The sequence below is a fragment of the Spirillospora sp. NPDC047418 genome (assembly GCF_040643275.1).
In the GTDB taxonomy this organism is placed as follows: Bacteria; Actinomycetota; Actinomycetes; order Streptosporangiales; family Streptosporangiaceae; genus Spirillospora.
Map to the genome: position 1 here is coordinate 1 of NZ_JBEYTW010000155.1, position 13088 is coordinate 13088.

At 78.0% G+C, this 13088-nt stretch carries 12 protein-coding genes; 2 read left to right on the forward strand and 10 right to left on the reverse strand.

The window, feature by feature from the left end; all coding sequences use genetic code 11:
• Positions 1 to 133: 133 nt before the first annotated feature.
• From ABZ806_RS43520 to ABZ806_RS43565, 10 genes are read right to left on the reverse strand one after another with little or no spacing between them, the layout of a single operon-like run.
• Positions 134 to 1090, reverse strand: coding sequence for an NAD-dependent epimerase/dehydratase family protein (locus ABZ806_RS43520; RefSeq protein ID WP_500225553.1), 957 nt, complete (start codon positions 1088 to 1090; stop codon positions 134 to 136).
• A 9-nt stretch (positions 1091 to 1099) separates the two neighbouring features.
• Entirely contained in the window at positions 1100 to 2056 is a 957-nt protein-coding gene (locus tag ABZ806_RS43525) for a glycosyltransferase family 9 protein (RefSeq protein ID WP_500225555.1), read from the reverse strand.
• Complete coding sequence (locus ABZ806_RS43530; protein WP_500225557.1) at positions 2047 to 2724, reverse strand: SDR family oxidoreductase; 678 nt, start codon at positions 2722 to 2724, stop codon at positions 2047 to 2049. Before ABZ806_RS43530 ends, ABZ806_RS43525 begins: the two co-directional genes overlap by 10 nt.
• Positions 2721 to 4121, reverse strand: a complete 1401-nt coding sequence (locus tag ABZ806_RS43535) for a PfkB family carbohydrate kinase (RefSeq protein ID WP_500225559.1) — start codon at positions 4119 to 4121, stop codon at positions 2721 to 2723. Before ABZ806_RS43535 ends, ABZ806_RS43530 begins: the two co-directional genes overlap by 4 nt.
• Positions 4118 to 4717, reverse strand: coding sequence for a D-sedoheptulose-7-phosphate isomerase (locus ABZ806_RS43540; protein WP_500225561.1), 600 nt, complete (start codon positions 4715 to 4717; stop codon positions 4118 to 4120). Before ABZ806_RS43540 ends, ABZ806_RS43535 begins: the two co-directional genes overlap by 4 nt.
• The gene (locus ABZ806_RS43545; RefSeq protein ID WP_500225562.1) at positions 4714 to 5931 is read right to left on the reverse strand and encodes a glycosyltransferase; all 1218 of its coding nucleotides are present in this window, start codon (positions 5929 to 5931) and stop codon (positions 4714 to 4716) included. Before ABZ806_RS43545 ends, ABZ806_RS43540 begins: the two co-directional genes overlap by 4 nt.
• On the reverse strand, positions 5928 to 6923 hold the full coding sequence (locus ABZ806_RS43550) for a glycosyltransferase (RefSeq protein WP_500225564.1): 996 nt from the start codon (positions 6921 to 6923) through the stop codon (positions 5928 to 5930). Before ABZ806_RS43550 ends, ABZ806_RS43545 begins: the two co-directional genes overlap by 4 nt.
• On the reverse strand, positions 6920 to 7930 hold the full coding sequence (locus ABZ806_RS43555) for a glycosyltransferase family 9 protein (RefSeq protein WP_500225566.1): 1011 nt from the start codon (positions 7928 to 7930) through the stop codon (positions 6920 to 6922). Before ABZ806_RS43555 ends, ABZ806_RS43550 begins: the two co-directional genes overlap by 4 nt.
• Complete coding sequence (locus ABZ806_RS43560) at positions 7927 to 9426, reverse strand: HAD-IIIA family hydrolase (protein ID WP_500225569.1); 1500 nt, start codon at positions 9424 to 9426, stop codon at positions 7927 to 7929. Before ABZ806_RS43560 ends, ABZ806_RS43555 begins: the two co-directional genes overlap by 4 nt.
• Complete coding sequence (locus ABZ806_RS43565; RefSeq protein ID WP_500225571.1) at positions 9423 to 11063, reverse strand: carbamoyltransferase family protein; 1641 nt, start codon at positions 11061 to 11063, stop codon at positions 9423 to 9425. The genes ABZ806_RS43560 and ABZ806_RS43565 overlap by 4 nt, the downstream gene beginning before the upstream one ends.
• A 227-nt stretch (positions 11064 to 11290) precedes the next feature.
• Between ABZ806_RS43565 and ABZ806_RS43570 the strand changes: the two genes are divergently transcribed.
• Together ABZ806_RS43570 and ABZ806_RS43575 are read left to right on the forward strand one after the other, a co-directional pair.
• Positions 11291 to 12178 (forward strand): glycosyltransferase family 2 protein, encoded by an 888-nt coding sequence (locus ABZ806_RS43570; protein ID WP_500225573.1) that lies wholly within the window; start codon positions 11291 to 11293, stop codon positions 12176 to 12178.
• Positions 12179 to 12195: 17 nt separating this feature from the next.
• Positions 12196 to 13088 (forward strand): glycosyltransferase family 2 protein (locus tag ABZ806_RS43575; RefSeq protein WP_500225575.1); only part of this gene is annotated, 893 nt, incomplete at its 3' end.

The following is a 13088-nucleotide window of genomic DNA, read 5'->3' on the forward strand; positions in this document are numbered from 1 at the left end:
CCCCCCCCCCCCCCCGCCCCCACCCGCCCCCCCCCGGGCGCGCCGCGCCCGCGCGCCGGCCCCCCCCCGGCCGGGGGCGCGCCCACGGCCGCGATGAGCGGTGCCTCGCGGCCGTTCGCGGTACGGGCGCGGGTCAGGCGGGGCGCGCGACGAGCAGTTCCCGGCCGAACCACTCGATGGTGCCGCGCAGGCCCTCCTCGACCGTGATCCGCGGCCGCCAGCCGAGCGCGTCCTCGGCGAGGCGGGTGTCCGGGCGGCGGACGCGCGGGTCGTCCTCGGGCCGGCCGATGAACCGGATCCCGGACGGCGCGCCCGTCAGCTCGATGACCAGCCGCGCGAGGCCGGCCATGGAGATCTCGTACGGGCTGCCGATGTTGACCGGCCCCGGGTGGCGGGACAGGGCGAGGGCGAGGATGCCGCGGACGGTGTCGTCCACGTGGCAGATCGAGCGGGTCTGCGCGCCGTCCCCGGTGACCGTGAGGTCCTCGCCGGTGAGCGCCTGCCGCAGGAACGTCGGGATGGCGCGGCCGTCGTCGGGGCGCATCCGCGGCCCGTAGGTGTTGAAGATCCGCACGATCGCGGCGTCCAGGCCGCGGGAGTGCCGGAACGCCGACGTCAGCGCCTCACCGAACCGCTTGGCCTCGTCGTACACGCTGCGCGGCCCGACCGGGTTGACGTTCCCCCAGTACGACTCGGGCTGCGGGTGCACGAGCGGGTCCCCGTACACCTCGGAGGTGGAGGCGAGGACGAACCGGGCGCCCTTGGCCTCGGCCAGCTCCAGCGCGTTGCGGGTGCCCTGGCTGCCGACCTCCAGGGTCTGGATCGGGAACCGCAGGTAGTCGGCCGGCGAGGCGGCCGAGGCGAGGTGGAACACGTAGCCGACCTCGCCGGGCACGTGCACCGGGTCGGTGAGGTCGCGCTTCAGGAACCGGAAGTCCCGCCGGCCGGTCAGGTGGGCGATGTTGCGGGACGTCCCGGTGAGCAGGTTGTCCAGGCAGACCACCGAGATCCCCCGGGCGAGCAGCGCCTCGCACAGGTGCGAGCCGAGGAAGCCGGAACCTCCGGTGACGACGGCGCGTGGATGTCTCATCATTCCCCCTCATCGGTTCTCGTGCGCGCTCACCGGGGCGAGCACGGCTTCGGCGGCCTCGACGGCCTGGTCCGCGCAGATCTCCAGCAGCCCGGGGCAGGGCTCGCGCCCGTGCGGGTCGCCGGACCGGCCCGCCCACAGGACGCGGTGCCCGGCGCGGTCGGGCGGCCCCCAGCGGCCGGGCGGCGTCGGCCCGAACAGCAGCACCGACGGCGTGCGGAACGCGGTCGCCAGGTGCGCGACGCCGGTGTCGCCGCACACCACCAGCCGGGCCGCCGCGACGAGCGCGGCCAGCTCGGGGAGGGGCGTGCGGCCGGAGAGGTCGGCGGCCGGGTCCAGCCCGGCGAGGCCCGCGACGCGGCGGGCCAGGGACCGCTCGCCGGGCCCGCCGGTGACGACGACGCGCTCGCCGCGGTCCCGCAGCGCCGCCGCGACCGCCGCGAACCGCTCGGCCGGCCAGCGGCGCGCCGGGGACGCGGCCCCGGGGTGGACGACGACGGCGCCCGGCGCCGGCGAGGCGGCCGCGGGGGCCGGCAGGTCCAGGTCGCCGGGGTCGGCGCCGAACCCGTAGGAGGCGACGAGCCGGCACCAGCGCGCCACCTCGTGCTCCCCGGGGTCCCAGCGCGGCCCGCCGGAGTGCGGCGCGCCGGGGCAGTGGAACGCCAGCAGGCGGCCGGGCGACAGGGCGGCCAGCAGCCGGTGGCTCCGCGGCCCCGAGCCGTGCAGGTTGACGGCGATGTCGACCGGGCCGGCGGCCCGCGGCGGGGCGTCCAGGCCGGTCGCCGGGAGCACCTCGTCGACCGCGCCGGACGCGGCGGCCAGCGGGGCGAGCACGGCGGGCGCGGCCAGCGTGATCCGCGCGCCCGGCAGCCCGCGCCGCAGCGCCCGCAGCGCCGGGACGGCGGTCAGCAGGTCGCCGAGCCCGAGCGCCCGCAGCACCAGGACGCGGCCGGCCGTCACGGCCACGACGGTTCCCGCGACGGGCAGACGACCAGTTCGCGCACCTCGCAGCCGGCCGGCTGCGCGAGCGCGAACGCGACGGTCGCCGCCACGTTCGCGGGCCGGTTCAGCTCGGCGTCCGCGCCGGGCTTGTACCGGTCGGGGCGGTCGTCGAAGAACGCGGTGTCCATCCCGCCCGGCACGACCATGGTGACGCCGACCTTGCCGGCCAGCTCGGCGGCCAGCGCCCGGGTGAACCCGACGACGCCGAACTTGGACGCGCAGTACGCGGTGGCGTCGCTCAGCGCGCGGAAGCCGAGCGTGGACGCGACGGTCACGATCCGCCCGTGCGGCTCGTTCTCCAGGTAGGGGAGCGCGGCGCGGACGACGGCGGCGGTGCCGATCAGGTTCACCTGCACGACCCGCTCCCAGTCCTCGGCGGGCACGTCGCAGAGCGTCCCGCACGCGTCGATGCCCGCCGCGGTGACGACCGCGTTCAGCCCGCCCGCGGCCCGTGCCAGGCCGTGGACGGCGCGCTCGGCGCACCGCCGGTCGGCGAGGTCGGCCTGCATGTGCTCGAAGTCCTCCTTCGGCGGGTGCCGGTCGAGGATCAGCGGCCGTCCGCCGTCGTCGGCGATCCTGCGCGCGACGGCCGCGCCGAGTCCGGAGGCGCCACCGGTGATGAGGACGTTCATGACGCGTTTCCCTTCGTGGTGGACAGCAGGCGCGTGGTGGAGCGCCCTTCCAGCAGGGGCAGCAGGACGATCTCCCCGTCGTGGGCCCGGACCGTCGCGGCCTCGGGCAGCGTGGTGCCGGCGTAGTCGGCGCCCTTCACCCAGACGTCGGGGCGCAGCCGCTCCAGCAGCGGCACGGGGGTGTCGTCGTCGAACACCACCGCGGCGTCGACGTCGCTGAGCGCCTCCAGCACCCGGACGCGGTCGGCGGCCGGCGTCAGCGGCCGGGCCGGCCCCTTGCGGCGCCGCACCGAGGCGTCGGAGTTGACGCAGACGATCAGGCAGTCGCCGAGCCGCCGCGCCTGCTGCAGCAGGCTGACGTGCCCGGCGTGCAGCAGGTCGAAGCAGCCGCCGGTCGCCACCACCGTCCCGCCCGCGCGCCGGGTCCGCTCCACGACGTCCCAGGCGTCCTCGCCGCGCTCGGGCACGAGCCGGGCGGTGCCGGTCTCGGCGAGCTGCGCCGACAGGGCCGCGGCGGCCCCGGCCCGGACGAACTCCGAGGCGTGGTGGACGCCCTCGGTGACGGCCGCGGTGAGCTCCGCGCCGTCGGCGAGCGCGCCGACCGCCCCGGCGGCGAAGCTGTCGCCCGCGCCGCACGAGTCGCCCCGCGCCGGCCTGGCGGGCGCCAGGAACGGCGTGTCGGACCCGTCGCACAGCAGCGCGCCCTCGGAGCCGAGCGTGATCGCGATGCCCTCGATGCCCCAGGCGCGGCCGAGGTGCCGGCCGCGCCGGCCGGCGGCCGACAGCCCGGACCCGCTGATGTCGGCGCCGTCGGCCGCGGCGAGCCGGGCGGCCTCCTGCGCGTTCGGGGTGAGCAGCCGGACGCCCGGCACGGGCTGCTCGCCGCGCGGGTGCGGGTCCCAGACGACGGGCACGCCCGCGGCGGGCAGCTCGCCGAGCAGGGAGCGGACGGCGCGGTGCCGGGCCACGCCCCGCCCGTAGTCGGAGACCAGCACGGCGCCGGCCCCCGCGATGGCGTCGGTGACGCGCGGACCGACGGGCCCGTCGAGGGCCTGCCCTTCCCCGGCGTCCAGGCGCGCCACCGACTGTCCCGCGGACCGGATGCGCAGCTTGCAGGGGGTGCCGCCGTGCAGATGGAACGCGGCGACCTCCAGGTGCTTGTCCAGCATCGCGCGCAGCCGCCGGCCCGGCTCGTCGTCGGCGAGGGCGGTGACGAGCACCACCTCCCGCCCGGCGGCCGCCGCCAGCAGCGCCGCGAGGCCCGCGCCGCCGGGGCGGGGCCGCTCCTCGGCCTGCTCCACGACGGGCACGGGCGCGTCCGGGCACAGCCGGCTGCTGGTGCCGACGATGTCGATGTCGAGCAGAGCGTCGCCGACCACCACGAGTGGCGCGGTCATGTCACCCCCAGGGCCTCGTCGACCGCCCCGCACAGCAGATGGATCGCCGCGAGGTGGATCTCCTGGACGGTCGAGGTGATGCCGGCCGGCACCGTGATCGCGTCGTCGCAGGCGTCGGCGAGCGGGTTCGGGCCCGGCCCGGTGACCGCCCAGGCGGTCAGCCCGAGCCGCCGGGCGCGGTGCGCCGCGGCGACGACGTTGGGGCTGCGGCCGCTGGTCGACAGGCACACCAGCACGTCCCCGGGGCGGCCGTGCGCCTGCACCTGCCGCTCGAACACGGTGGCCGGGCCGTAGTCGTTGCCGATCGCGGTGACCGACGAGCCGTCGCCGTGCAGCGGGATCGCCGACAGCGGGCACCGCTCGCTCTCGAACCGGCCGACGAGCTCGGCGGTCAGATGCTGCGCCTCGGCGGCGCTGCCGCCGTTGCCGCAGGCCAGCAGGCGCCCGCCGCCGCGCAGCACGCGGGCGAGCCGGCCGCCCCACGCCTCGATCGTCGGCACCTGGTCGCGGAACCGCAGGGCCGCCTCGGCGAGCGCCTCCAGCCGCCGGTCGCAGGCGGTGGACGTGCGGGTCCCGGTTCCGGTCTGCGCGGTCATGCGGCCACCTCGCTCACGGCGGCGGCGTGCCGGTAGACCTCGGCGGTGTCGGCGGCGACCCGCGCCCACGAGTAGCGGTCGCGGGCGCGGCGGACCGCCGCGCGCCCCATCGCGTCCCGTCTCGCCGGGTCGTCCAGCAGCGCCCGGATCGCGCCGGCCGCCGCCTCCGGTTCGCGCGGCGGGACGAGCGTGCCGGTGACGCCGTCCACGACGGTGTCGAGGTGGCCGCCGACGGCGCTGGCCACCACGGGCACGCCGCAGGCCATGGCCTCGAGCGGCACCATCCCGAACGGCTCGTACCACGGGAGCGTGACGACCAGGCCCGCCGAGCGCAGCAGCCGCGGGACCTCGCCGCGGCCGAGCCGGCCGAGGAACTCCACCCGGCCGGCGACGCCCGCGTCCCGCGCCGCCCGGCGCAGCCGGCGCACCTCGGGGTCGGCGTCCAGGTCGCCGTGCGGCGGGCCGCCGGCGACGGCCAGCTCGGCGCCCGGCAGGTGCGCGAGCGCGCGGATCGCGGTGTCGACGCCCTTGCGCTCGACGAGCCGGGACAGCACCGCGATGCGGTGCGGCCCGCCGCGGGCGGCGCTGCCGCCGCCCGCGGCGAACAGGGCCGGGTCGACGCCGCACGGCACCACCCGGACGCGGTCGCGGGGGACGCCCATCGCCGCCAGTTCGGCGACCTCGTCGGAGCAGGTCGCGATGACGGCGTCGGCGCCGCGCCCGAGCGCGCGCTCCAGCCGGATCCGCGAGGCGGGGCTGGTGTCCCGGCCGCCCTGGTGGCGGCGCTTGACGGTGCCGAGCGCGTGGTAGGTCTGCACGACCGGCACGCGCCGCGTCCCCGCCGCCTGCGCGGCCTGGACCGCGGCGAGGCCGCTCATCCAGAAGTGGGCGTGCGCGATGTCGGGCGGGTCGGCGGCCCAGCGCCGCTTCAGATAGGTCCCGAAGTCGCGCATCCAGGGCAGCAGGTCGTCCTTGGCGATGCGCTCGGGCGGGCCCGCCGGGACGTGCTCCACGGTCACGCCGGGCGCGAGCCGCACCCGGTCCGGCGGGCCGGGCGCGTCCCGCCGCGTGTAGACGGTGACGTAGTGGCCCTGGCGGCCGAGTTCGGTGGCCAGTTCCGCGACGAACACGTTCTGCCCGCCGCCGTCCGCCCCGCCCAGCCCGCCGTCGGCGGCGAGCGGGCTGGCGTGCTCGGAGATCATGGCTATTCTCATCGCGCTACCTCCTGGAGAGTCCGCCGCCAGTCGCGCAGGAAGCGCGGCAGGCCGTACCGGTCGACGGCGTGGGCCCGCGCCTCCTTGCCCAGCTGGCGGGCACGCGGCGGGTCGGCGGCCAGGGTCCGCGCGGCGTCGGCCAGGGTGGCGACGCGCGTGGACAGCACCCCGGCCTCCGGCGGCACCGCTTCGACCGCCTCGGTGGTGGCGAGCGCCACCACCGGCAGGCCGAGCATCATGGCCTCGATCAGCGCGAGGCCGAGCGAGGTCCACCGGTAGGGGTGGACGTAGACGCGGCGGCGGGCGAGTTCCGCGTGCATCCTCGCCTGCGGCAGGTCCTCGAAGGTCCACAGCGACTCGGGCGGGATGCCCAGGCGCTCGGGGGCCCCGGTGACGTTCATGCCGAACAGGTCGAGGGGGACGGCCGCCGCGAGTCCGGGGAGCAGGTCGGTGCCGGCGACGCGGCCGCGCCGCAGCGGGTCGTTGATGACGACGCCGGCGCGCGGCATGTCGGCGGTGTACCGGTACCCGGGGTCGACGACGCCGTGCTCGATGACCGTGGTCGGGGCCCGGCCGCAGTTCCAGAACAGCTGGTTGAAGTGGGTGACGTGCACGACGGGGATGTCGGAGCGGTCGTGCAGGAGGTGCCGGCTGTCGGGCACGACCTCCTCGGGCAGCCCCACGTCCGCCGGGGTCCGGCGCGGCGTGTCGTGCTCGACGTAGACGGCGGGGACGTCGCGGCCGGGGCGCCGCCCGAGCCATTCCTCGGCGAGCCGCAGCTCGCGGGGGCGCTGCAGGACGACGACGTCCACGTCCTCGTCGCGGAGCCGCTCCGGCGGCACCTCGACCGCCCGGTCGGGCCAGGTGAAGGTGCCGGGCCGGCCCCGGCCGTCGGGTCCGCGGTCCGGCGTGACGGGGACGAGCGTGGTCTGCGCACCGTGGACGAACGACGTCGCCCACGAGCCGTGCACGTGCCACATCAGGACTCTCATCGGGCGGGGACCTCCTCCACCGACGCCACGATCTCCACGGCCGCGGCGACCTCGTCGGCGCTGACGGACGACAGGCAGGGGTGCCCGTCGACCGGGCATTCGCGGGCGCGGCTGTCCTTGCAGGGCGCCTGCTGGTCGCCGAGCAGCGCCAGCGGGACGCCGAACGGGGCCCACCGGGCGGCGGGCACGGTCGGCGCGAACAGCGACACGACGGGCGTGCCGACGGCCGCCGCGAGGTGCGCGGGGCCGGTGTTGCCGGCGACGACGGCGGACGCGCCCGCCAGCACCGACGCCAGCTCCGGCAGGCAGGTGCGCCCGCCGAGGTCGAGGCCGTCCTCGCCGGCGACGAGCGCGGTCAGCTCCTTCTCGTCCCCGTGGCCGGTGACGACGACCCGGCGCCCGGCCGCCCGCAGCAGCCGGACCGCCTCGGCGCAGCGCGCCGGCGGCCACGCGCGGGCGGGCACGGACGTGCCGGGATGCACGACCACGTAGCCGGGCCCGCCGGTGAGGTGGCCGGTGTCGGGCAGCGGCTCGCGGACCCGCAGCCGGGTGTCGGCGGGGGCGGGGAACCCGGCGTCCTCCGCGAGCGCGAGCATCCGCAGCGGCTCGGGGACGTCGGTGCCCGGCCGGTGCCGCAGGTCGAGCAGCGACCCCGGGTAGTCCTCGCTGATGCCGCCGATCCACGGCGTCCCGGCCAGCCGGAGCAGCAGGGCGAGCGGCAGCGGCGACTGGTGGAAGGAGGTCAGCACGAGCGCCCGGTCGAAGCCGCGCAGCTCGGCGACGAGCCGGTCGATCGCGGCCTGCTCGACGGGCACGTGGTCGGGGTCGATCCAGGGCGCGCGCCACTCGATGACGCGGTCCGCGCCCGGCAGCATGTCGGCGGCGGCGCGGCCGCGCGGACCGCACAGCAGCACGACCTCGTCGGCGCGGGCGGCGACCGCCCGCACGGCGGGGCCGGCGAGCAGCACGTCGCCGAGGTTGTCCTGGCGTGCCACGAGGACTCTCATCGGCGCCGCCTCCCGCCGAGGACCAGATCGACGGCGGCGTCCAGGGTGGGCGCCGTCTCGGGCGCCCGCGCGATCTCCGCCGGCCGGGTGCGCCCGGTCGGGACGAGGATGCCGCGCGCCCCGGCCGCCGCGGCGGCCTCGATGTCGCCGCCGATGTCGCCGATGACGGCGCAGTCGGACGGCAGCACCCCGAGCCGCTCCGCGGCCCGCTGGATCATGCCGGGCTCGGGCTTGCGGCACCCGCAGCCGTCGCCGTCGCCGTGCGGGCAGAACTCCCACACGTCGACGGGGCCGAGCAGTTCCTCGACGCGGGCGTTGACGCGGCGCACGTCCCCGGCGCCGATGAGCCCCCTGGCGACGCCGGACTGGTTGGACACGACGCCGATCCGGACGCCGTGGCGGCGGAGCCGGTCGAGGGCGCGGCGCGCGCCCGGCATCGGCGCGACCCGCGCCGGGTCGCCGTTGTAGGGGACGTCCTCGATGAGGGTGTCGTCGCGGTCGAACAGCACGACGCGCGGCCCGCCCCAGCCGCGCGCCCGCCGGTGGGCGGCGAGGCCCCGGATCCGGTGCCAGATCGCGGCGGGCGGGATGACCGCGCTGGTGGCCAGCATCCTCGCCACCTCGCCGGGCGCCTTCGGGCCCGGCCGGATCCGCTCGTAGGCGAACCGCGCCGTGAGCGCGGCCCAGGCCCCGCCGGCGACCGCCGCGGCGGCCCGGCTCTTCGGCGCGGCGGCGAGCGCCAGCAGCCCGGCCGCGGTCGTGAGGGCGTGCCGGGCGAGCAGGCCGCGGCCCTCGCCGGCGCGCGCCCGCCAGGACGGGCCGTGCACCCGCCACATGAGGACGTCGTCGGCGTTGCCCGCCTGCGCCCGCACCGACGCCCAGAAACCGGCGGGCCGGACGGGGTGGGTGACGCGCCGCGCGCCGAGGACGAGGCCGTGCCCCGCGGCCAGGGCGCGCAGCGCCAGGTCGGCGTCCTCGCGGTAGGCGCGGCGGAACCGCTCGTCGAAGCCGCCCAGCTCGGCGAGGACGCCGCGCCGGTAGGCCATGTCGGCGGTGATCCAGTCGGCGCTCGCGAGCCCGGCCGTGCCCCGCTCCCAGTCCGTCGGCCGCCGGTCGTCCGGCAGCGGGACGGTGACGCGGCCCTGCGACCCGCCGACCGAGGGCGGCAGGCCGGCGAGGTCGGCGGCGAGCCGGGCGGGCCAGCCGGGCTCGGGCACGACGTCGTCGTCCAGGAACGCGACCCACTCGGTCGCGGCGGCGCGCCAGCCCGCGTTGCGCGCGGCGGCGGGCCCGCGGCCCCCGGACCGGATCACCCGGATCCGCGGCCCGGCCGACGGCGGCAGCGGCAGCGGCGCGCCGGGCGCGGGGCGGTCGTCCACGACGATGATCTCGTGCGGTCCCGGGCCGGGGCCGGCCTCCAGGGCGGCGAGCAGCGCGTGCAGGACGACCCGCAGGCTCTCCCGCCCGATGGTCGGGACGACGACGGTGCAGCTCATCGGGCGCGCACCTCCCGGCGGCGCACGACGAACGGCCCGATGGCGAGCAGGTCGACCGGCGCGGAGCCGAAGCACTCCAGCGCGTCGCGCGGGTCGTCGGCCATCGGGCGTCCGGCGGTGTTGAGGCTGGTGTTGACGATGACGGGCACACCGGTCCGGAGGCGGAACTCCTCCAGCAGCCGCGCCACGAGCGGCTCGCCGTCGCCCGACACGGTCTGGACGCGGGCGGTGCCGTCCACGTGCACGACGGCGGGGATCCGGGTGCGCCACTCGGGCCGGACGCGGTGGACGAACAGCATGTACGGGCTCGGGAGCGGGCCCTCGAAGATCTCGGCGGCGTGCTCCACCGCCACCATCGGCGCGATCGGCCGGAACTGCTCGCGGCCCTTGACGTCGTTGAGCCGCTCCACGTTGCCGGCGTGGCCGGGGTGGGCGAGCAGGGAGCGGTGCCCGAGCGCGCGCGGGCCGAACTCCGAGCGGCCCTGGAACCAGGCCACGATCTCGTCGCGGGCGAGCGCCTCGGCGACGGTGGCGGCCAGGTCGCCCGGCCGCTCGTAGCGGATGTCGGCGGTGTCGAGCCGCCGCGCGATCTCGCGGTCGTCCCACCGCCGGCCGAGGTCCGCGCCGGGCATGCCGGTGAGCGGGTCCCCGGCGCCCTGCGCCACGTGCAGCGCGGCGCCGAGCGCGGTGCCGGCGTCGCCCGCCGCGGGCTGCACCCAGATGTCGTCGTAGGGGCCGGCCGCGGCGAGCCGGGTGTTGGCGACGCAGTTGAGGGCGACGCCCCCGGCGAGCATCAGCCGGGTGGACCCGGTCTCGCCGTGCAGCCAGGCCGCGAGGTCGAGCAGCACCTCTTCGAGCCGGGCCTGGACGCTGGCGGCGAGGTCGGCGTGGTCGCGGGTCCACTCGGCGCCCGCCGCGCGGGCCTTCGCGAGGGAGCCCCAGTCGATCGCGGCGGCCGTGAAACCTCCGTCGCCCGTCGCGCGGACGTGCTCGCGCAGCTCGTCCAGGAAGCGCGGCTCCCCGTAGGACGCCAGCGCCATCACCTTGTACTCGTCGCTGGAGCGCAGGAAGCCGAGGTGCTCGGTGAGGTCCTCGTACATCAGCCCGAGCGAGTGGGGGAGGCGCTGGGCGCGCAGCGGTGTCAGCACGCCGTCCGCGTACGTGCCGGCCAGGTGCGAGCAGGACTCGCCGCGGCCGTCCAGGACGAGCACGTCGCCGTCGCCGGGCGCGGGCGCGGCGAGCCCGGCGGACGCGGCGTGCGCCACATGGTGCGGGACGTACCGGACGATCCCCGGGTCGAGGCCGGGCAGCGCCGTCGCGAGGAAGTCGGGGGCGCGCCGCGCGTACAGGGTGCGCAGCCGCTCCCACTGCCGGTCGTGCCCGTCGAGCCCCGGCTCGACGAGGGAGGGGTCGTAGGAGTAGGCGACGGCGTCCAGGTCGCCGGGTTCCAGCCCGGCCTCCTCCAGGCACCAGCGGGCCGCCCGCTCCGGCAGTTCCCAGCCGGCGAAGGCCACCGGCCGCTTGCCGTGCTTGCGGCGGCTGAAGCGCTCCTCCTCCGCCGCGGCGACGACCCTGCCGTCCACGACGAGTGCGGCGGCCGGGTCGTGAAAGATGGCGTTGATTCCGAGCACGCGCATATAAAGCCCCGTTTCGGCGCAGCTTTCTGTGGCGTGCCGATGGCGTCGTCTTAGACATCGGCTCTTGGCGGTTCTCGCCGGGAGCGAAATCCCCTATAGGTGATTTGGGCATTGCCCGTTACGGGGGGCCTAAACGCTCAAGTCCGGAAAGTCGCTGGTAGGCGAAGTGGCAGGTGGCGGGGGCCTCCGTGCACATACAGGGCGGGAAGCCGGGTACTGGCGGTTTCATGCGCTTCACTGTCGTCGTCATCACCCGGGACAGGCGGCAGTCCCTGCTCGCCACCCTCGCCCGCGTGCGGGATCTGGCCGAGGACGCCCCGGTCATCGTGGTGGACAACGCCTCGCGGGACGGCACCCCCGACGCCGTCGCGGCGGAGTACCCGGAGGTCGCGCTGATCCGGTCGCCGGGCAACCTCGGCGCCGTCGGACGCAACCTCGCCGCCGACCACGTCCGCACCCCCTACGTCGCGTTCTGCGACGACGACACCTGGTGGGACCCGGACGCGCCGTCCCGCGCCGCCGACCTGCTCGACGCGCACCCGCGGCTCGCGGTCGTCACCGGGCGGATCCTGGTGGAGCCGGGCGGGCGCGAGGACCCGATCGTCCCGGAGCTGCGGGACTCGCCCGTCCCCGGGCCGCCGTGGCTGCCGGGCCCCGCGCTCGGCTCGTTCCTGGCGGGCGCCTCCATGGTCCGGGCGGAGGCGTTCCGGGAGGCCGGCGGGTTCTCCTCGCGGCTGTGGCTCGGCGGTGAGGAGGAACTGCTCAGCGCCGACCTGATGGCGCTCGGCTGGCAGCTCTGCTACGCCGAGGACGTGGTCGTCCACCACGCGCCGTCGCGGCTGCGCGAACCGCACCTGCGGCGCCGCCACGGCATCCGCAACACGCTCTGGTTCACCTGGCTGCGCCGCCCGCTGCCGGTCGCGGTCCGCCGCACGGCCCGGCTGCTGCGCACCCTGCCGCGCGACCGCGTCACCGCCGGCGCGCTCGCCGAGGCCGCCGCCGGGTTCGGCTGGGTGGCGCGCGAGCGGCGCACGCTGCCGCCGGACGTCGAGTACCGGCTGCGCACCCTGGAGACGCCCCAGCGGGAGTCCAGGGCCCGCCGGTACGTGAGCTGAAGGGGAGCGTGACCGACGTGACGCCCGATGTGACGCCCGACGTGACGATCGTGGTGGCGACCCGGGACCGCGCGGACGAGCTGCGCCGCAGCCTCCGCCACCACACGGCCCCGGTCATCGTGGCCGACAACGCCTCCGCCGACGGCACCGCCGCGGTCGCCGAGGCGGCCGGCGCGACCGTCCTGCGGCTGCCCCGCAACCGGGGCGCCGCCGCCCGCAACGCCGGCGCCCAGCGGGCCGGCACCCGCTACGTCGCGTTCGCCGACGACGACTCGTGGTGGGCGCCCGGCTCGCTGGAGCGGGCCGTGCGGATCCTCGACGCGCACCCGCGCACGGCCCTGCTGGCGGCGCGCGTCCTCGTCGGCGAGGACGAGCGGCCCGACCCGGTGTCGGAGCAGATGGCCGGCTCGCCGCTCGGCCGGCCCGAGGGGCTCCCCGGACCGGCCGTCCTCGGCTTCCTCGCCTGCTCGGCCATCGTGCGGCGGGACGCCTTCCTCGCCGCCGGCGGCTTCTCCGACGTGCTGCACTTCGCGGGCGAGGAGGAGCTGCTCGCGCTGGACCTCGCGGCCGCCGGGTGGGGCCTCGCCCACGTACCGGACCTCGTCGTCCACCACCACCCGTCCGCGGCGGGCCGCGACCCGGCCGGGCGGCGCCGCCGGGAGGTCCGCAACCGGCTGCTCACCGCGTGGCTGCGGCGCCCGCTCGCCGAGGTCGCGCGCACCGCCGCGTCCGCGCTGGCCAGCCGGGACGGCCGCGCGGGCCTCGCCGCGGCGTGCCGCGCGCTGCCCTCGGTCGCGCGCGCCCGCCGCCCCGTCCCGCCGGCCCGGGGGGGGGGCCGGGGGGCGCCCCCCCGGGGCGAGGGGGCCGGCCGGGGCCGGGGGGGGGGGGGGCGGGCCCGGGGGGGGGGGCC